The sequence below is a fragment of the Mycobacterium sp. 852002-40037_SCH5390672 genome, assembly GCF_001665875.1.
In the GTDB taxonomy this organism is placed as follows: domain Bacteria; phylum Actinomycetota; class Actinomycetes; order Mycobacteriales; family Mycobacteriaceae; genus Mycobacterium.
The window spans coordinates 1-19,177 of the sequence record NZ_LZTA01000070.1; the positions used below are offsets into that span (position 1 = coordinate 1).

Annotated in this window: 15 protein-coding genes and 1 pseudogene; 10 read left to right on the top strand and 6 right to left on the bottom strand. The window is 65.9% G+C overall.

The features are described 5' to 3' along the window. From A5782_RS12025 to A5782_RS12040, 4 genes and pseudogenes are all read right to left on the bottom strand, one after another. Window positions 1-436 (bottom strand): annotated as a pseudogene (locus A5782_RS12025) (hypothetical protein); the annotation flags it as partial. A gap of 1 nt (window position 437) precedes the next feature. Further along, window positions 438-1,910, bottom strand: coding sequence for a condensation domain-containing protein (locus A5782_RS12030; RefSeq protein ID WP_067099759.1), 1,473 nt, complete (start codon window positions 1,908-1,910; stop codon window positions 438-440). A gap of 465 nt (window positions 1,911-2,375) precedes the next feature. Further along, window positions 2,376-2,924 (bottom strand): hypothetical protein, encoded by a 549-nt coding sequence (locus tag A5782_RS12035; RefSeq protein ID WP_067099761.1) that lies wholly within the window; start codon window positions 2,922-2,924, stop codon window positions 2,376-2,378. Window positions 2,925-2,954: 30 nt separating this feature from the next. Then, window positions 2,955-3,536 (bottom strand): VOC family protein, encoded by a 582-nt coding sequence (locus A5782_RS12040; protein WP_067099763.1) that lies wholly within the window; start codon window positions 3,534-3,536, stop codon window positions 2,955-2,957. Window positions 3,537-3,631: 95 nt separating this feature from the next. On the opposite strand from A5782_RS12040, the gene A5782_RS12045 reads away from it, so the two are divergent. The 4 genes from A5782_RS12045 to A5782_RS12060 all read left to right on the top strand — a co-directional run bounded on the left by A5782_RS12045 (window position 3,632) and on the right by A5782_RS12060 (window position 9,109). Further along, window positions 3,632-4,285, top strand: a complete 654-nt coding sequence (locus tag A5782_RS12045; RefSeq protein ID WP_067099765.1) for a TetR/AcrR family transcriptional regulator — start codon at window positions 3,632-3,634, stop codon at window positions 4,283-4,285. After that, window positions 4,282-5,412 carry an alpha/beta hydrolase gene (locus A5782_RS12050; protein ID WP_067099767.1) on the top strand — a complete coding sequence of 377 codons (1,131 nt, stop codon included), beginning with the start codon at window positions 4,282-4,284 and terminating at the stop codon, window positions 5,410-5,412. Before A5782_RS12045 ends, A5782_RS12050 begins: the two co-directional genes overlap by 4 nt. 130 nt (window positions 5,413-5,542) lie before the next feature. Beyond that, the gene (locus A5782_RS12055) at window positions 5,543-7,744 is read left to right on the top strand and encodes an acyl-CoA dehydrogenase (RefSeq protein ID WP_067099769.1); all 2,202 of its coding nucleotides are present in this window, start codon (window positions 5,543-5,545) and stop codon (window positions 7,742-7,744) included. A 999-nt stretch (window positions 7,745-8,743) separates the two neighbouring features. Further along, complete coding sequence (locus tag A5782_RS12060; RefSeq protein WP_067099955.1) at window positions 8,744-9,109, top strand: ATPase; 366 nt, start codon at window positions 8,744-8,746, stop codon at window positions 9,107-9,109. A 26-nt stretch (window positions 9,110-9,135) separates the two neighbouring features. On the opposite strand, the gene fadD2 is transcribed toward A5782_RS12060, so the two are convergent. After that, window positions 9,136-10,815, bottom strand: a complete 1,680-nt coding sequence (gene fadD2, locus A5782_RS12065) for a long-chain-fatty-acid--CoA ligase FadD2 (RefSeq protein ID WP_067099957.1) — start codon at window positions 10,813-10,815, stop codon at window positions 9,136-9,138. Window positions 10,816-10,872: 57 nt separating this feature from the next. Between fadD2 and A5782_RS12070 the strand changes: the two genes are divergently transcribed. Next, window positions 10,873-12,126 carry a DNA polymerase domain-containing protein gene (locus A5782_RS12070; protein ID WP_067099771.1) on the top strand — a complete coding sequence of 418 codons (1,254 nt, stop codon included), beginning with the start codon at window positions 10,873-10,875 and terminating at the stop codon, window positions 12,124-12,126. Window positions 12,127-12,197: 71 nt separating this feature from the next. On the opposite strand, the gene A5782_RS12075 is transcribed toward A5782_RS12070, so the two are convergent. After that, the gene (locus A5782_RS12075; RefSeq protein ID WP_067099773.1) at window positions 12,198-13,589 is read right to left on the bottom strand and encodes a NarK family nitrate/nitrite MFS transporter; all 1,392 of its coding nucleotides are present in this window, start codon (window positions 13,587-13,589) and stop codon (window positions 12,198-12,200) included. Between the two features lie 195 nt (window positions 13,590-13,784). Here A5782_RS12075 and A5782_RS12080 point away from each other — a divergent pair, with 195 nt between their 5' ends. From A5782_RS12080 to A5782_RS12100, 5 genes are all read left to right on the top strand, one after another. After that, window positions 13,785-14,369, top strand: a complete 585-nt coding sequence (locus A5782_RS12080; RefSeq protein WP_067099775.1) for a TetR family transcriptional regulator — start codon at window positions 13,785-13,787, stop codon at window positions 14,367-14,369. Window positions 14,370-14,426: 57 nt separating this feature from the next. Beyond that, the gene (locus A5782_RS12085) at window positions 14,427-15,440 is read left to right on the top strand and encodes an ABC transporter substrate-binding protein (RefSeq protein WP_067099777.1); all 1,014 of its coding nucleotides are present in this window, start codon (window positions 14,427-14,429) and stop codon (window positions 15,438-15,440) included. Between the two features lie 112 nt (window positions 15,441-15,552). Further along, complete coding sequence (locus A5782_RS12090) at window positions 15,553-16,227, top strand: allophanate hydrolase subunit 1 (RefSeq protein ID WP_067099779.1); 675 nt, start codon at window positions 15,553-15,555, stop codon at window positions 16,225-16,227. 67 nt (window positions 16,228-16,294) lie between these two features. Continuing rightward, window positions 16,295-17,206 (top strand): 5-oxoprolinase/urea amidolyase family protein, encoded by a 912-nt coding sequence (locus tag A5782_RS12095; RefSeq protein WP_067099781.1) that lies wholly within the window; start codon window positions 16,295-16,297, stop codon window positions 17,204-17,206. 501 nt (window positions 17,207-17,707) lie between these two features. Beyond that, window positions 17,708-19,105, top strand: a complete 1,398-nt coding sequence (locus tag A5782_RS12100) for an MFS transporter (RefSeq protein WP_067099959.1) — start codon at window positions 17,708-17,710, stop codon at window positions 19,103-19,105. Window positions 19,106-19,177 lie beyond the last annotated feature (72 nt).

Sequence of the window (19,177 nt, forward strand, 5' to 3'; positions counted from 1 at the left end):
AAGCCGCGTCCGCCAATGCCTCGCAGAGTCCGACGCCGTCGGTGAGGCAATGCGTGGCGATCAGGCTCACCACCGCGCCCCCGTCGGTGAACGGGAGCACCGCGAGGTGCCAGCCGGGTCCGTGCTCGGCATCCGGGCGTTTGGTGGATTGTTCATCCAGCCAGGCGTCGATCTCGTCGCGCGGCCGCGGTGTGGCGACGATCTCAAGGGTGCACCGGTCGTTCGGCGATACCCAGCGATGGCGGCCGAACGGCAAGGGAGAGCGTTCGATCCGGCGCGACAACCGTCCCTTCCCCAGCCGGTGATGGAACTTGCGCAGCCCGCCGATGTCGATGGCGTGGTCGTACACCCAAACACATTGCAGCAGGCTGGTGGCTCCGGTCGCCCGCTCACCGAGAAAGAGGGTCTGGTCGGCCAGGTCCAGCACGTTGCTCATCTTATGCCGCTTCGTTGTCGTCAGCGTGCGGCGCGAGAGGGTGTGGATCGGTCGAGTTCGCCTGGGGTGCAGCCACAACCGGCTCATCGGCGGTGGGCTTGGCGACGCGCACAAAGGCCTGGGTCAGTGTCGCGATGTAGCGGAGCACCGACTCGCGCGCGATTGCGTTGTCCGGGAAGGACATCGTCACGGTGGTGTTCTCGGCCTGGCGGTTGATCCACAGGTTGATCCCGCCATGGGACAGGCTGTCGCCGTAGGTGCCGAACTTCGTCTCCGCCCACAACCCGTTCAGGGGGATCTTGCGGAAGTCCAGGAAGGACAGCATCATCGGCAGCTGCGTGGGCAGCTTGATCCCCAGTTCATCAGGTGTCGCCAACTCCAAGACCCGCTCCACCGGCACGTCGGCAAGGCGCTGGGCGTCGTCAAACGACTTCTGCGCCGCCCTGGCCGCCTGGGCGAACGTCTCGCCGGCGGTCGGCACGGTAATGGGAATCAAGCTGGCGAACCAGCCCACGGTCATCGTGTCGATACCCGCGGCCCGGGTGTCCTTGGCGGTGAAGCCGTGATAGGTGTCCTTGCCGGTCAATTCGTGCTCGGCGAAGCCGGCGCACGCCAGAACTCCCCCGATGAACCGGGCGCCGGCCGCGACGCAGGCGGCGTCGAATGCCTCGGTCTCGGCGGCATCCATCAATTCGACGGTCAGCAGATCGCCCTTGGTGCTGGCCCAAATGTTACCGAGCGGCAGGGGAAAGCTCGGCCAGTCACCATCGGTGTCACGCGCGAACGCGATCCAGTCTTTGATCTCAGGCGACGACAGGTCCAGCGTCGCGGCCCTCTCGCGCTGCCGCGCAACGTAGTCGCGATAGCTGCGTACCTCGGGCAGTGCGGCGCGGTGCCCGCGCTGCGCGGATTCCTGATACATCAGGTGGATGTCGAGGAAGATGAGGGCGGCGGACAGGCCGTCGATGTGCAGGTGGTCGACGCTGGCGTAGAACGTGAAATAGTCGGCATGCTGGACGATTCCGTAAGTGAAGCAGCCCCATTCCAGGGTCTGCGGAGTCGTCGTCAAGACGTGGGTGCGCACCTGATCCGGGGTCATCTCCCCGAGCGGCACCGGGACGAAATCGATGGCTGCGGGATCTTCGATTTCGCGGCGCACGAAGATTCCGTTGTCGAATTCGAACCAAGAGTGGTACGTGTCCTGGCCGCGCACATGCGCGTTGATCGTCGCGGTCATTGCCTCAATGTCGCAGGCACCGGGAATGTTCCACGCCACGATCATCAGGCGGGGCAGCTGCCGGTTCAGGTTCTTGCCGTAGTACGAGCCCCAGAGGTGTTGGTTCTGTTGATAACTCGGAGCCAGATCGCTTCGTCGCGCAGCGCGTGCCGCTTCGCGCGCGGTGGGCGTGGCCATCCACAAGGTAACCGGGCCCTGTAGCGGTTGCCATTCGTTGATGTTTCCGAGTGCGACCATTTCGTCGAGTCCTTGTGCTGTGAGATGCCGACATCTGTTGTGCGGTCTGGGGGGTGGTGAAAGTGCAATCGGCGCTCGGCTTTTAGTGCATCATCAGTTGGTTTCGCGCTTGACAATTCGCGACGTATGCTTCGCCCATGTTGGGCTGAACTACCGCGTCGCTTGCACCCCCTATGTCGCTGCTGGGGACGCTAGCTGACCGGGGGCGACGATTGCGTGGTTTTGCGAAGACTCGCATTTTCCCGCGAGCTCGCCCGGGGTGCGGTAACCTTTCTGCGCCAACCGGTCACGGGGCCGACGGATGCCTATCGCCGCATACCGATGCGTACCATAAAGTATCGAGCCACCACGAATTCGTCGCCGATTCGCCTGTCCGGTCCCGTAACTCGGGATAGCATTGTTCGGCTCGCCTGCGGTGCCGGTGAGACATCGAACCGGATCGACTCAAGCCAATCCTTCAGCGGCTCATGGGAACAGCGGCAGCTGCCAGAGCCGCATCCCGGGATGCAGCAGCCATAATCGCGTCATGGTGAGCCGCAGGATGCGCACCGCGCTGGTGATCATGAAGATCGCCAGCGGCACCTCGATCAACAGCGCCGTGATCATCGACAGCCAGATGTCCTTGGGCCCGGCGGTCATCAGGTCGAACCACGCGTCGCAGATGAGCAAGACCCCGGTGGTGAAGGCGGCGAGCACCAGGAGCTGACGACGCAGGTAGCCGAGCAGCGCCGTCGTGAGCATGAAGCCGACCAGCAGCACGTCGAAACCGACCCAGGTGATCGGCCAGTTGTGCACGACGTAGTTCTCCGGCAGCGTCACGGACAGATACCCCAGCCACGGAACCATCGCCATGGAACCACCGATCATCAGACTCAACCGGATGCGTCGCACCCGGGCCAGGAACTCCGGGTCGATCACGTCACCTAGCGGCTGCTCCAACCGGGTGATCAGTTCCCGCCGTTGCTCAGGCGTCAGCGCCGCGATCTGCGCGTCGGTCAGAATGCCGTCGGTCATGACACCATCCTCCGGCTCGGCCCGCTTGGATCAAGGGGCGGCACCAACCGGGGGACGGCGGTCCGCCGCGGTCCTGGGCACGGCCTTCGCATCGCCGCTTTCGAATTCCTTAACCCAGCAGGCAAATTCGAGCGTAATGCCGTCGGGGTCCTGAAAATAGAACGAGCGCACATAGACGCCGGGATGCACGGTCGCGGTAACCTGCTTGGGGCTTTCGTCGTGGTTGAGCACCGGTCCGACCCGCACCCCTTTGGCCTTGAGGAGCTGACGGTAGGCGTCGAACTTCTCGGGCGGCACGTGGAAGGCCAGATGGTTCATGGTGCTGACTGCGCTGGTGATGTCGCCGATGCCCGGGATGGCGCCCGGCGACGAGATTCCCGGCACCCGGTCGGGGGCGTCGGCGAACCAAAAGAAGGCGACACAGTCGCCATTGCCGGCATCGAAGAAGAAGTGCTGGCCGGCGCCATCGGGGAGATCGAGCGATTTGATCAGCGGCATGCCGAGGATATTGCTGTAGAAGTCGACGGTTTTTGCCATGTCCGAACACACCAGGGCGACATGGTTGATCCCACCGAGTTCGAATTCCGTGTTGGCGTTATGCGGCTTGATCATCGGTGGCTCCCCTCGGTCCCCGGCTTGACGATCCTGGCCAAGATCCAAATCTGAATCTAACATCAGTTTCAGTTTTGGCCCAGGGAGGTGCGTAGGTGTCGACCGCGGCGTCCCCTGCTGACCGGGACGGCCAGCCCGCCGAGCTGCCCACCTTGCGCGGCAGGCGGACGCAGGCCGCCATCGAGACGGCCGCCCGCAACGTCATCGCACGTAAAGGCGTCCTTGCCACGACCATCGCCGACATTGCCGCAGAAGCGGGTCGTTCGGCGGCATCCTTTTACAACTACTACGAGTCCAAAGAGGCGATGGTGCGTCAGTGGGCGCTGCGTTTCCGCGACGAGGCCAACGAGCGCGCGCTGTCGGTGACCGAACACGGTTTGTCCGATCGGCAGCGCGCCTACGCCGCCGCCGCAGCGCACTGGCACACCTACCGCAATCGGCTCGCCGAAGTGATCAGCGTGTCGCAGCTGGCGATGATCAACGACGACTTCGCCCAGTATTGGGCCGAGATTTGCGAGATACCAATCTCTTTCATCGCCGAATCGGTCCGGCGCGCCCAGGCCGACGGCTATTGCCGGGGCGACGATCCGCGGCTGATCGCCGAGGCCATCGTGGCGATGTTCAATCAGTTCTGCTACATGCGGCTCGCCGGAGCACGGTCGCCCGAACCTGACGATCAGGCCTGCATCCAAACCCTGGCCAACATCTATCACCGAGCCATCTATGCGTCGGGGGGACCGCTGAATTGACTCGTCGTACCAGTGCCGGAGTCATCCGCGAATTCGTCGGGCTGCCGTCGCCCACCGCGGGGCGCGCGGGCGCCGGTGGCCACCCGTGCCAGGGGCTGTATCACCGCGGCATGGGACGCAAACCCAAGGTGGCGATGATCGCCACGCACTACCAGATCGACTTCTCCGAGCACTATCTCGCCGACTACATGGCCACTCGCGGCGTCGGATTCCTCGGCTGGAACACCAGGTTTCGCGGCTTCGAAAGTAGCTTTCTCCTCGATCACGCGCTGGTCGACATCGGCGTCGGGGTGCGCTGGCTACGCGAGGTCCAGGGCGTGGATACCGTTGTGCTGTTGGGTAATTCGGGTGGCGGCTCATTGATGGCCGCCTACCAGTCACAGGCCGTGGAACCGAACGTCACTGCACTGGACGGGATGCGGCCGGCGGCCGGGCTGACCGAATTGCCGCCCGCCGACGGCTATGTGGCCACCGCCGCGCATCCCGGACGCCCGGAGGTGCTCACCGCCTGGATGGATGCCGCCGTCGTCGACGAGAACGACCCCGTCGCCACCGACGCCGATCTCGACCTGTTCAACGAGCGCAACGGGCCGCCCTATTCGCCGGAGTTCCTCGCCCGGTACCGCAGCGCGCAGACCGCGCGCAACCACGCCATCACCGACTGGGCCGAAACGGAGCTCAAACGCGTTCGCGCGGCGGGGTTTTCCGATCGCCCGTTCGCCGTGATGCGGACGTGGGCCGATCCCCGCATGGTCGACGCCAGCATCGAGCCCACCAAGCGAGCGCCCAACATGTGCTACGCGGGCGTCCCGGCGAAGGCGAACCGCTCGGCGCACGGCATCGCGGCGGCCTGCACGCTGCGCAACTGGCTGAGCATGTGGAGCCTGCGGGTGGCGCAAACGCGCGCCGAACCGCACCTGGCCCGGATCACCTGTCCCGCACTGGTGATCAACGCCGAGGCCGACACCGGGGTGTTTCCCTCCGACGCCCAACGAATTTTCCGCGCACTGGCCAGTACCGACAAGACGCAGGCCTCGATCGACACCGACCATTACTTCACCACCCCGGGGGCACGCAGCGAGCAGGCCGACGCCATCACCACATGGATCAGCAAGCGGTGGCGCTAAGAGTGCTCACTGTCCCTCGTCCCCCCGGCGCGAGGGACAGCCACCATCCCATGTCGTCAACCAACCGACTGGTTGTTAGCTTGGAAGGTACTTGGCCGAAACGGCGTCCTGCAGCAACGGAAGGCGACCAATGCCGATCGCGATAAATCCCGAGCATCAAGAGCTGGCCGATTCCGTACGATCGCTGGTGGCGCGCATTGCGCCGTCCGAGACGCTGCACGCGGCCATGGAGACTCCTCTCGAAAACCCTCCGCCGTACTGGCAGGTCGCGGCCGAGCAAGGACTGCAGGGCGTTCATCTGCCAGAATCCGTGGGCGGGCAGGGCTTCGGCATCCTCGAGTTGGCCATCGTGCTGGCCGAATTCGGTTACGGGGCGGTGCCGGGCCCGTTCGTGCCGTCGGCGATCGCCAGCGCCCTGATCTGTGCCCACGACCCGGACGCGAAGGTGCTCGCCGAGCTGGCGTCCGGCGCCGAAATCGCCTCCTACGGCCTGAATTGCTGTGCGCTGACCGCTACCCGGCAGGGCAGTTCGCTGGTGATCCGCGGCGAGGTCCGCGCGGTCCCCGCCGCGGCGCAGGCCACGCTGCTGGTGCTGCCCGTCGCGATCGACGGCGGCGAGGCCTGGGTGGTGCTGCGCGCCGACCAGCTCGAGATCGAGCCGGTGAAAAGCCTGGACCCGCTGCGCCCCATCGCCGACGTGCGGGCCAACGCCGTGGAGGTGGGCGAGGATGTCGTGCTGACGAACCTGAGCATGGCGACGGCGCACGCGCTGATGACCACGCTGCTGTCCGCCGAAGCCATCGGTGTGGCGCGCTGGGCGACCGACACCGCCTCGCATTACGCCAAGATCCGTGAGCAGTTCGGTCGGCCGATCGGCCAGTTCCAGGCCATCAAACACAAGTGCGCCGAGATGATGGCCGACACCGAGCGGGCCACCGCGGCTGTGTGGGATGCCGCCCGCGCTATCGACGAGGCTCGCGAAAACGATTGGGACACAGCGGGTTCACATGTCGAATTCGCCGCCGCCGTAGCGGCGACGCTGGCGCCGGCGGCGGCCCAGCGCTGCGCGCAGGACTGCATTCAGGTGCACGGCGGGATCGGCTTCACCTGGGAGCACGACGCGGGCGTCTACTACCGCCGGGCGCTGATGCTGGCGGCCTCCTTCGGTCGCAGTTCGGAGTACCCGCAGAAAGTCGTCGACACCGCAACCACCACCGGCATGCGCGCGGTGGATATCGACCTCGACCCCGACACCGAGAAGTTGCGGGCAGAGATTCGGGCCGAAGTCGCCGCGCTCAAGGAGATCGAGCGTGAGCAGCGCAAGGTCGCCATCGCCGAAGGCGGTTGGGTACTGCCCTACCTCCCGAAGCCGTGGGGCCGCGCCGCCAGCCCGGTGGAGCAGATCATCATCGCCCAGGAGTTCGCCTCCGGGCGGGTCAAGCGTCCCCAGACGGGGATCGCGACCTGGATCGTCCCGTCGATCGTGGCGTTCGGAACCGAAGAACAAAAGCAGCGGTTCCTGCCGCCGACCTTCCGCGGCGAGATGATCTGGTGCCAGCTGTTTTCCGAACCGGGCGCCGGATCGGATCTGGCCGGCCTCACCACCAAGGCCACCCGGACCGACGGCGGCTGGCGCATCACCGGCCAGAAGATCTGGACCACCGCCGCGCAGTTCTCGCAGTGGGGTGCGCTGTTGGCCAGGACGGACCCCAGCGCCCCGAAACACGGCGGCATCACCTACTTCCTGTTGGACATGACCAGTGAAGGCGTCGACGTCAAGCCGCTGCGCGAGCTCACGGGCAACGCCATGTTCAATACCGTCTACATCGATGACGTGTTCGTGCCCGACGAGTGCGTGCTCGGTGAGGTCAACCGTGGCTGGGAGGTCAGCCGCAACACCCTGACCGCGGAGCGGGTGTCGATCGGCAGCAGCGAGGCGAACTTCCTGGCCACGCTGGCGCAGTTTGTCGAGTTCGTGCGCGATGGCCAGTTCGACCAGATCGCCCAGCATCGAGCGGGCCAATTGATCGCCGAGGGCCACGCGGCCAAGGTGCTTAACCTGCGCTCGACGCTGCTGACGCTGGCCGGCGGGGACGCCATGCCGTCGGCGGCGATCTCCAAGCTGCTGTCCATGCGCACCGGCCAGGGTTACGCCGAATTCGCGGTCTCATCGTTCGGTACCGACGCCGCGATCGGCGACACCGACCAATTACCCGGCAAATGGGGCGAATACCTGTTGGCCAGCCGCGCCACCACCATTTACGGCGGTACCTCCGAGGTGCAGCTGAACATCATCGCCGAACGCCTGCTGGGCCTACCCCGCGACCCATAAAGCGTCGCAAAAAGCCCCCAAAATAGGGCCATGCCGACCTGACTGAGTCAGGCCGGCATGGATCCCCCCATGCGCGGTGGGCCATCCCGAGGGTTGGCGTGTCGGCGATGACCGGTTACCGCGCGGAGATGGTGGTCACCACCACCAGTTCCACCAGTGCTGGGGGCTCCAATAGCCACCGCCACGGCCCCAGTTGCCGTGCCCCCAATTGCCATTTCCCCGACCATCATGGCCACCCCATCCGCGACCGCCGGGGCGATCGGGAATGAGGCCCGGTCCGCTGTGCGGCCCAGCACTGGCGAAGCTCGTGGTGGCTGCGGACGCAGGAGCGGCCTGAGCCATGGGGGCGCTGCCGATGAGCAGCGCGCCGACCACACCTCCGGCACCTATGACACCTGCGGCCACGCCGCGTAATGATCGCGAGAAGATCATCGAAGTCATTCCTTCCAACCACTTGCTATCGCTACCAAGAACATTAGTTGGACATTTCTGAGCAAACAAGAGTAATTGCGCGTTTTTCTTTTGTGAATTGGATAACAGCCGGCACGTATGGGACAGGCTCAGCGCCATTCTTGAATACGCATTCTCGCAATTCATTTATTCACAAATACTGACATCGTCCGCTCGCTGCGCCTGTTTGAGCAGCTCACTAGGCATCTACTGATGTACTGGTTTGCTGAGGGCGTATCTACTGACGTCATGCTTTGAGCATTACCGCATACCCTGATTTACGTCCCTTTCCGGACAAATCAACCTCCGCCATTACCGGGCCCATTACACCGGCGTCCGAGCAAACAGCTACTTTGGACGATTTGCTGCACGCTGTGCGGGGCGAAGCGTCGCTGCGCCGGGCAACTGCGTTCCGGTCCGTGCGCGGCCGACAGGGCGGCAGGCGGCCGGGCGACGCGACTTAAGCTGGCGTCGGTGACAGAATCAGTATTGACACACCGGCACCGAGCGCTGATTTACTGATTGGCACTCACGGAGGAAGACACCGAAGTGAACTTCAACAGCAGCCACAGCGGACCCAGCGCCGGAACCTTTCGCGCCCCCAGCTCGGCCGCCGGGCCCTCCGGAGACGCCGCACCCACCGAACGTCTCACCAGTCTCGGGCAGCAGGGCGGGCAGCGAATCGCCGCCCAGCCCGCGGCGGGCCAGCCGGGGCGCACCCAGCGGACACGGCGAACCGTCGACCTGCCGGCGGCCACTCACCGGGCCCTGGACATCTGGCAGCGTGAAGCGGCCGACCGGCTGGGAGTCGCCCGTGTGACCGGCCAAGAGGTCCTCACCGCGCTCATCGACCAGCTCCTGGTCGACCCCAAACTCACAGCGCAGATCACCCGCGCCATCAAAGACCGCCGCTGACCCGCTGACCCGCGAGCCCAACCGGGCTAGTCGACGTCCATTTCGCGCAGTTCGCGCTTGAGGACCTTGCCCGTCGGGTTGCGCGGCAGCTCATCGAGGAAGACGACCTCACGCGGCACCTTGTAGCGGGCCAGGTGGTCGCGCACGTAGTGCTTGACGGTGTCCTCGTCGAGGTCGGCGCCGTCCTTCTTCACCACGAAGGCGCGCAGCCGGTGGCCCCATTCCTTGTCCTCGACGCCGATGGCGGTCGCCTCCACGACGTCCGGATGCCCGGTGATGAGGTCCTCGACTTCGGCCGGGAAGACGTTTTCTCCGCCGGAGACGATCATCTCGTCGTCACGCCCGCTGATGTAGAGGAGGCCGTTCTCGTCGAAATAGCCGACGTCCCCCGAGGACAACAGGCCGTCGATGACCTGCTTCTTGCCGCCCCCGGTGTAGCCCTCGAACGGGAAGGCGTTGCCGACGAAGATCCGGCCCACCTCGCCCTGCGGCAGCTCTTTGCCGTTGTCGTCGAAGATCTTGACCTTCACGCCCTTGACGACCGGCCCGACGGTCGACGAGTTGAATTCCAGATGCTTGGGCTCGGCGATGGTGGCGAAGGCGATCTCCGTCGAGCCGTACATGTTGTAGATGACCGGGCCCAGGTCCTTCAACGACCGTTCCGCCAGGTCAGCTCCCAATGCCGATCCGGATACGAACACGATCTTCAGGCTGGACAGATCCGGCTTCTTGTCCATCTTCTCGAGCGCGTCGAGGATGCGCGACAGCATCACCGGAACCACGACCATCGCGGTCACCTTGTGCTTCTCGATGTCTTCCAGCACCAGCGGCGGCTTGAACTTGCGGCGCAGCACCAGCGTCGAGCCGAGGAACATCGCGATTGTGCCGTGCAGAAAACCCAGCGCATGGAACATCGGGGCGGGCAGCGAGGTCAGCTCGCCGGCCTTGAACGGCACGTGCGACAGGATGCCACCGATTGGCGCCAGCGTCGGCGGGGTGCTGCGGTTCGCGCCCTTCGGGGTGCCGGTGGTGCCGCTGGTCAGGATGATGATCGACGAATGCTTGGACGCCTTGGGGGCGGGGTCGGAGCTGCTGTGCTCGATCAGGTCGGCGAGGGTGTCGTCCTTGCTGCCCGACGGCTCGTCCGCATCGGGATTGGCACCCAGCGCCCGCAGCTTGCCCAGCTCCGGCTCGGCTTTGCTGACGGCCTTGGTGTATTCGTCGTCGTAGATGATGAGCTTCGCGCCCTCGCGCTCCGACACCTCCTTGATCTGCGGGCCGGAGAACTCGCTGTTCAGCAGGATGATGCGGGCGCCCACCCGGGCGGCGCCGAAGTAGGCGATCAGGAACCAGCGAGTGTTGCGGGCCAGGATGGCCACGCCGTCACCGCCTTTGACGCCCTTCTCAAGCAGCCCGTTGGCCACCGCGTGAGCGGCCTCGTCGAGCTCCTTGAAGCTGAACTCGCCGTCTTCATCGATGCAGGCCGCTTTGTCAGGATGGCGTCTGGCGTTGAGCGAGGGCAGCATGCCGAACTCGCCCCACTTGTAGATGTCCGCGGCCATCGCGGCGTAGTTCTGCGGCGGCTCGATACGGAACGCACCCGATTCGAAGATCTTGCGCACGTAGTGCAGTTCGGCCGAGCCGCGTTCGACGTATTGCTGAACTTTTGCGGCGGCCTGACCGGGCAGGCCGAGGAGGTTAGGCATGAAATCCACCTTATGTGACGTCCGTCTCAGTACGGCCAGAAATTCAGGCGAATTAGCATGAACCGCATGACCCGTCCGGTTTCGCTGGAGGTGGCCGGGCACCTGGTCACCATCACCCATCCGGACAAAGTGGTGTTCCCCCCTGCGAACGACCGCGAAACCTCGGCCGGCCCGTACACCAAACTCGACCTGGTCCGCTACTACCTGTCCGTGGCCGACGGCGCGCTGCGCGGTGTGGCCGGCCGGCCGATGATCCTGAAGCGCTTCGTCAAGGGCATCACCGAAGAAGCGGTGTTCCAGAAACGCGCCCCGGCCAAACGGCCGGATTGGATCGACGTTGCCGAACTGCGTTATGCCCGAGGCACTTCCGCCGCTGAGGCGGTGATCCACGATGCCGCGGGACTGGCCTGGGCGATCAACCTGGGATGTGTGGATCTCAACCCGCATCCGGTGCTCGCCGACGACCTCGACCACCCCGACGAACTGCGGGTCGACTTGGATCCGATGCCCGGGGTCTCCTGGGGGCGCATCGTGGACGTCGCGCTGGTCGCCCGCGAGGTGCTCGAGGACTACGGCCTGACCGCATGGCCGAAGACGTCGGGATCGCGTGGCTTTCACATCTATGCCCGCATCGCCCCGCGCTGGGAGTTTCGCCAGGTGCGGCTGGCCGCGCAGACCGTTGCCCGCGAGGTCGAGCGGCGGGTGCCCGAGGCGGCGACCAGCCGCTGGTGGAAGGAAGAACGAGAAGGGGTGTTCGTCGACTTCAACCAGAACGCGAAGGACCGCACCGTCGCATCGGCGTACTCGGTGCGGGCGACTCCGGATGCCCGGGTCTCGACGCCGCTGCAATGGGACGAGGTCGCCGGCTGCCGGCCCGAGGCGTTCACCATCGACACGGTGCCCGCCCGGTTCGCCGAGATGGGTGACCCCTGGGCGGAAATGGACGACGCCGTCGGCGAGCTCGACCGGCTACTGGTGCTGGCCGAGGAGATGGGACCGCCCGAACGCGCGCCGAAAGGGTCGGGCAAGCGCGGCAGCGGAGCGGCAGGCCGGAGGCGATCCAAGATGCCGCTGATCGAGATTGCCCGCACCAAGACCAAGGACGAGGCGATGGCGGCCCTGGACGTCTGGCGCGACCGCTATCCCGCGGTGGCCGGCCGACTGCAGCCGGTCGACGTCCTGGTCGACGGGATGCGTGGGCCCAGTTCCATCTGGTATCGGATCCGGATCAACCTGCAGCACGTTCCCGAAGACCAGCGGCCGCCACAGGAAGAGCTGATCGCCGACTACAGCCCTTGGAAAAGGGGATGAAAAGGGGACGAAAAAGGACGAGCAGGGATACGGCGCAAAGCAGCAGCCGTCGTCCTGACGTTCGCTCTCGGTTAGATTCCCACCCGCGTTATCGCATTGTGCTTGCGCAGGTAGCAGTACCAGGTGACGCCGAGCAGGCCGAGGAAGAACACGATGTAGAACCGCAGCGCCGGTTCGATGCTGCCGAACTCCGATTTCGACCACGCGTACGCCAGCGGAACCACGAACCCGCCGAAGGCACCCACCGCCGAGATGACGCCCAGGGCACCGGCGGCCTGGCGGCGCATGCCCACCATGGTCTCGGGATCACCGCCGGCGAGCTCGCCCTTGATCTTGAAGATCCGCGAAATCATCCGGTACGTCGAGCCGTTGCCGATGCCGGTGGCGACGAACAGGAACATGAAGCTGGCGAAGAAGGCCGGCAGGTTGACCGCCTGGACCGACCACAGCGCCGCTGCCGCCCCGATCGCCAGCATCACGAAGCTGGTGGCCGTGATGCGGGCACCGCCGATCCGGTCGGCCAGCTTGCCGCCGAGGGGCCGGATGACCGATCCGATGCCGGCGCCCAGGAAGGCCCAGGCCAATGCGATGTCGCCGCGCCCGAAAACCGTCTTGAGCAGCGTCGGGAAGGCGGCCGAGTAGCCGATGAACGACCCGAAGGTGCCGATGTACAGCAGCGACATGATCCAGGTGTCGGGGTGGCGCAGCGAGTCCAGAACCGGCTTCACGTCGGCTTTGGCTTCGGTGAGGTTGTTCATGAACAGGAACGCGCAGACCGCGGCCACCACCGCCAGCGGCACGTAGAACAGTCCGGCCCGCGACAGTGCCATCCCGCCACCGACGATGACGATGGGCGGAATGATCTTCTGCACCACCGCCACGCCGATGTTGCCGCCGGCCGCATTCAGGCCCAGCGCCCAGCCCTTGTCTTTCTCCGGGTAGAAGAACGAGATGTTGGCCATCGACGAGGCGAAGTTGCCGCCGCCGAAGCCGGCGGTGGCGGCGATCGCCACCAGGGCGCCGAACGGGATGCCGGGATGGCTCACCGCCCACGCCAGTAGCAGGCACGGGATGAGCAGCAGTGCCGCCGAGATGGTCGTCCAGTTGCGGCCGCCGAAGAGTGGGACCGCGAACGTGTAGGGCAATCTCAGGAACGCCCCGACACCGCTGGGGACGGCGACCAGGCACAGGGCCTGGCTGGCGGTCAGGGCCCACCCGGACGCGGCGGGGTGCCCGTGCGCCCCCGCCGTCATGTGCACCACGACGATGCTCCACAACATCCACACGCTGAACCCGACATGCTCGGCGAAAATCGAGAAGATCAGGTTGCGGCGAGCGATCGGCTTGCCGGTCGTCTCCCAGAATTCGGGGTCTTCGGGCCGCCAGTCATCGATCCAGTGCCGCCCCCTACGAGGCCCGCGCGCTGGCGCGGGCTGCGATACCGGAGTGGTGGTCGTGGTCATCTGGTGGGACTCCTGAGTTGAATGAGGCGCGGGCAGTGACCACTGACCCTAAAGACGCACTGTTACCGGTCTGGGCGTGCACAGTTACGTGGGCGATACGCAGAAATCGCAACGGCCTGTCCCCGTTTGTCAGAACTCTGCAACGCAAGGACGTCGCGACCCCACGGCGAGGGCTCGATGCGCGACAATCGGCGCATGCAGGTGACTGAGGCTCCCCTGGGCCTACGGGAGCGAAAAAAGATCAAGACCCGCCGCGCCATCAGGCGCGAGGCGTTTCGCCTCATCGAGGAGAACGGCTTCGCCGCGACCACCGTCGAACAGATCGCCGAGGCGGCCGACGTGTCGCCGAGCACCTTCTTCCGCTACTTCCCGTCCAAGGAATCGCTGCTGCTCGCCGACGACCTGGACCCGCTGATCCTGGAGGCGTTGAAGGCTCAGCCGCGCAACCTGTCTCCGGCGCAGGCTTTCCGCCGGGCCTATCAGGCCGTCATCGCCGAGCTGCCCGACGACCAGCTGGAGTTCGAGAGCACCCGGCAGCGCCTGATGTTCTCGATACCCGAGCTCAAGGCGGCGATGTACGACGAGTACTACCGCACCGTGACGGTTGCGGCCGAGGCGATCGCGCACCGGATCGGCCGCGCCGCAGACGATTTCGAAGTGCGAGTCTTCGCGGGCGCGTTGACGGGTGCCATGATGGCCGCCTTCGACAACGCACCGAAGACCGCCGACACGATCTATCGGGCATTGGATTTCATGGACGCCGGCATGCCGCTGGGCTGAAAGGTCTCAACAGCGCGGCGATGCATTTGTGCCCGCGGAACGCGATACTCTCACGCGATGCGACAGGGATGGAATCGACGGGGATTCTTGCAGCTCGCAGGGGCTGCGGGGGTTGCCGCGATCGGCGGTGCAACCGCGTTCTCGGAGCTTTTGGCGGGGTGCTCGTCAAGCAAACCGGCGCCCGGAGCCACCCCGGGATCGGTCACGGTCACCCACCTGTTCGGTCAGACCGTCATCAAAGAACCACCCAAGCGCGTCGTCAGCGCCGGCTACACCGAACAGGACGACCTGCTCGCGGTCGGCGTGGTGCCGATCGCGGTGACCAACTGGTTCGGTGATCAGCCCTTCGCGGTCTGGCCGTGGGCCGCGCCCAAGCTCGGCGGCGCGCGCCCGACGGTGTTGAACCTGGACAACGGGATCCCCGTCGACCAGATCGCCGGTCTGAAACCGGACCTGATCGTGGCCGTCAACGCCGGCCTGGACGCCGACACGTATCAGAAACTGTCCGCGATCGCGCCGACCGTCGCGCAGTCGGACGGCGACGCCTTCTTCGAGCCGTGGAAGGAGCAGGCCACCACCGTCGGGCAGGCGGTCTTCCAGGCCGGCCAGATGAAATCGCTGATCGACGGCGTCGACCAGAAGTTCACCGACATCGGCAAGAAGAATCAGCAATGGACCGGCAAGAAGGCACTGCTGATGCACGGCGCGCTGTGGCAAGGCACCGTCGTCGCCACCATGGCCGGCTGGCGGACGGACTTCCTGAACCAGCTGGGGCTGGTCATCTCTGACAGCATCAAGCCCTTCGGCACCGATCAGCGCGCCGTAATTCCGCGCGATCACATCAAAGCGGTCCTCGATTCCGCCGACGTGGTGATCTGGACGACCCAGAGCCCGGACGACCAGAAGGCGATACTGGCCGACCCCGAGGTGGCGGGGTCACTCACCACCGCGCAGAACCGCCACATCTTCACCACCAACGACCAGGCCGGCGCGATCGCGTTCGCGTCACCGCTGAGCTATCCAGTCGTCGCCGACCAACTGCCCCCGCTGATCACCAAAATCCTGGGCTAGCCCCGCAGGCATGTCGCGGCTGTTTGAGCGTTTGCTAAGGCAGCTCTGGCAGTGCTCGAAAATCCGCCTGCGCCCCTCGCACAGGCCCCGATCCCGGGGTTACCGTCGAGTAATGAGCGTGACGGACCTTAGCGGCGACCTGACCCGCAACCTGCCGACGGAGCTGGCCGGCAACACCGTGGTGGACTACGGTGACCGAGCCCTGATGGTGCAATGCGGCAGTACCGCTGAGCTATTGGCGTGGGCGGATGCGCTGCGCGCCGCGGCGATACCGGGTGTTGTCGACGTCGTCCCGGCGGCCCGCACCGTGCTGGTGAAGCTGGACGGTCCCCGCTATCAAGGCGTCATCCGCCAGCGGCTGCGCAAGATGCGCGTGGACGCCGCCCCGGACACCGCCGTCCAGCGCCGCCCCGATGTGGTCATCGATGTCGTCTATGACGGTCCGGACCTGGCCGAGGTCGCCCGCCACACCGGGCTGAGCGTCGCGGCGGTGATCGACGCCCACACCGCCACGCTGTGGCGGGTCGGATTCAGCGGATTCGCACCCGGTTTCGCGTACCTGGTTGACGGCGATCCCCGGCTGCGGGTGCCCCGCCGCCCCGAGCCGAGGACCTCGGTGCCGGCCGGCTCCGTCGGCCTCGCCGGTGAGTTCAGCGCGGTCTATCCGCGTCAGTCCCCCGGTGGCTGGCAACTCATCGGCCGCACCGACGCGGTGCTGTGGGATCTGCAGCGGCCGAACCCTGCGTTGTTGGCGCAGGGCATGTGGGTTCAGTTCCGGGCCGTCTAGCCAGTGGCGATCGCGAGCGCGGCGTAGCCGGGCGAAGCGGGTCGCTACCTTAGCCAAGGAGATAACCGTGCCGATCCTGGAGATCCTGCGCACCGGACCGTTCGCCGTCGTCCAAGATCTCGGCCGTCCGGGCCTGGCCCACTTGGGGGTGAGCCGGTCCGGAGCCGCCGACCGGCGCGCGCACAAGCTGGCCAACCGGCTGGTGGCCAATCCCGACGACCGCGCCACGGTGGAAGTGACGTTCGGTGGTTTCGCGGCCAGGGTCTCCGGCGGCGATGCCGACATCGCGGTGACGGGGGCCGACACCGACCCCACCGTCAACGGGATCAAGTTCGGCACCAACAGCATTCAGCACGTGCGTGATGGCGACGTGATCTCGCTGGGCGCCCCCCGCGCCGGGCTGCGCAGCTATCTGGCGATCCGCGGCGGCATCTGTGTGGAGCCGGTGCTGGGCTCGCGAAGCTATGACGTGATGTCTACCATCGGCCCGTCGCCGCTGCGCGCCGGCGACCGGCTACCGATCGGTGAGCACACCGACGCCTATCCCGAACTGGACCAGGCGCCGGTCGCGGCCATCACCGCCGGCGTCGTCGAGCTGTTGGTGGTGCCCGGGCCGCGCGACGATTGGTTCGTCGATCCCGACGCCCTGGTGCACGCCGACTGGGTGGCCTCGGATCGCAGCGACCGCGTGGGGATGCGGCTGACCGGCAGGCCACTGCAGCACTGCTACCCGGACCGGCAGCTGCCCAGCGAGGGCACCACCCGCGGCGCAATCCAGGTGCCGCCCAACGGTTTACCGGTGATCCTGGGGCCCGACCATCCCGTCACCGGCGGCTATCCGGTGATCGGTGTGGTGATCGACGAGGACGTCGACAAGATCGCCCAAGTGCGGCCCGGGCAGACGGTGCGCCTGCACTGGGTGCGGCCCAGGTCTTTGGTGGCTGCCCAGTCCGGTGCCGCGAGTTGGCCGCTTTCCTAACGCAATTCGTCTGCAGAGTCCTGACACCTAAACCAGATGTATTGCAGCTCACACCAGCCTGGGCACATGCCTGAAATCACTTGATGGGGACGCCCATTCACACCTGATGAACCGCACATTCGCCGACTGATTGCCCCTCAGGGATTTACCAGATAACTGGTAAACAACTTACAGGCGATATCGGCCGGTTCCGGTTGACCCGCTCGCGTCATAAATGTGAGCATCGGACCATACGGCGGGGCATGCCCCTTCTTTCGGCGCGCCCAAGCGCCGAAAGCCAGCCTCCGAACAGCTTTCCCGATACCGGGTGAGCGCGGTAACCGCTGGCGGCGGCCGGATGCGGCTGTTTGTGGAGCCTGACGAGAGGGATCTGTATGCACGCCAACCGGCGCGATGCCGTGGGGACACCATCGCACCCAGGATCCATACCCCTACGCGTGCAGGTAATTTCGCGCCGGTCCCACGAATGTGAGCGCCATGCTGAAGAAAGGTGACGGTCGGATGGATCGCAACCACCGCATCGCGGACTGGAATCCGGAAGACACCGCGGCCTGGGAGGCCGGCAACAACAGGATCGCCCGGCGCAACCTGCTCTGCACCATCGCCGGCGACCACGTGGCCTTCTCGATCTGGACGCTGTGGCCCGTCATGGCGCTGTTCATGCCGGGGTCCGTCTACGGCTTCTCCGCCAGCGACAAGCTGCTGCTGGGCGCGGTTGCCACCCTCGTCGGTGGTTGCGCCCGGATCCCCTACACCCTGGGCATCGCCGCCTTCGGTGGCCGCAACTGGACGACGTTCTCGGCCTTCGTGCTGCTGATCCCGACGGTCGGCACGATCGTGCTGCTGGCCAATCCCGGTCTTCCGCTGTGGCCGTTCGTGCTGTGCGCGGCGCTGACCGGACTGGGCGGCGGCAATTACGCGGCGTCGCTGGCCAACGTCAATGCCTTCTACCCGCAGCGGCTCAAGGGCGCCGCGCTGGCCGTCAACGCCGGCGTCGCCAATCTGGGGGTCGCGGTGATCCAACTGGTCGGCCTGCTGGTGCTGGCCACGGCGGGACACGAGGCGCCGTACTGGGTCTGCGCGGTGTACCTGGTGTTGTTGGTCGTCGTGGGCATCGCGGCCGCGTTGTTCATGGACAACGTCCACCACGGCACCCAGCTGAGCACCATGCGCTCGATCCTGTTCGAACGCGACACCCATGTGATCTCGCTGCTCTACATCGCCACCTTCGGCTCCTGGATCGGCTTCTCCTTCGCCTTCGGACAGGTGATGCAGGTCAACTTCGCAGAAAGCGGGGAAAGCGCCAAGCACGCGGCGCTGCATGCCGCGCAGGTGGCCTTCCTCGGGCCCCTGCTGGGCTCGCTGGCGCGCATCTACGGCGGTCGGCTGGCCGATCGCATCGGCGGCAGCCGCGTCACCCTGGGCGTCCTCGCCGGGATGACCCTGGGCGCCGGACTGCTGGTCACCATCAGCACCCTTGACGATCACCACGCCGCATCCCACTCGACCAGCATGATCGGCTACGTCACCGGCTTCATGGTGCTGTTCGTCCTGTCCGGCATGGGCAACGGTTCGGTGTTCAAGCTGATCCCGTCGGTCTATGAGGCGCGCAGTCGCTCGCTGAACATGAGCGAGGAAGAACGCCGTCATTGGGCACGCGCGAAGTCGGGAGCGCTGATCGGCATCTGCTCGGCCGTCGGTGCGCTCGGTGGCGTGGGAATCAATCTGGCCCTGCGTCAGTCCTACCTGAATACCGGCACGGAAACGTCGGCGTACTGGGTGTTTCTGGCTTCTTACATCGTGGCGGCGATCATGACCTGGATGGTCTATGTGCGCAGGCCCGTGCCGGCCCCGGCCCTACCGGATTCGGCGGCCGAAGCCGAGACCGCCCGTGTGTGAGCGGACTCGCAACACGGGCAATGCCACAGCAATTGACCGGTAACGCAACCGAAACGTCGCAGGCATACACAA

Bases quoted from the DNA above. Each gene is read 5' to 3' on its own strand.
- A5782_RS12035 (WP_067099761.1), bottom strand. From the start codon at position 2,924: ATGACCGACGGCATTCTGACCGACGCGCAGATCGCGGCGCTGACGCCT.
- A5782_RS12030 (WP_067099759.1), bottom strand. From the start codon at position 1,910: ATGGTCGCACTCGGAAACATCAACGAATGGCAACCGCTACAGGGCCCG.
- A5782_RS12090 (WP_067099779.1), top strand. From the start codon at position 15,553: ATGAGCGTGACGGACCTTAGCGGCGACCTGACCCGCAACCTGCCGACG.
- A5782_RS12080 (WP_067099775.1), top strand. From the start codon at position 13,785: ATGCAGGTGACTGAGGCTCCCCTGGGCCTACGGGAGCGAAAAAAGATC.
- fadD2 (WP_067099957.1), bottom strand. From the start codon at position 10,815: ATGCCTAACCTCCTCGGCCTGCCCGGTCAGGCCGCCGCAAAAGTTCAG.
- A5782_RS12075 (WP_067099773.1), bottom strand. From the start codon at position 13,589: ATGACCACGACCACCACTCCGGTATCGCAGCCCGCGCCAGCGCGCGGG.
- A5782_RS12100 (WP_067099959.1), top strand. From the start codon at position 17,708: ATGGATCGCAACCACCGCATCGCGGACTGGAATCCGGAAGACACCGCG.
- A5782_RS12055 (WP_067099769.1), top strand. From the start codon at position 5,543: ATGCCGATCGCGATAAATCCCGAGCATCAAGAGCTGGCCGATTCCGTA.
- A5782_RS12085 (WP_067099777.1), top strand. From the start codon at position 14,427: ATGCGACAGGGATGGAATCGACGGGGATTCTTGCAGCTCGCAGGGGCT.
- A5782_RS12070 (WP_067099771.1), top strand. From the start codon at position 10,873: ATGAACCGCATGACCCGTCCGGTTTCGCTGGAGGTGGCCGGGCACCTG.
- A5782_RS12040 (WP_067099763.1), bottom strand. From the start codon at position 3,536: ATGATCAAGCCGCATAACGCCAACACGGAATTCGAACTCGGTGGGATC.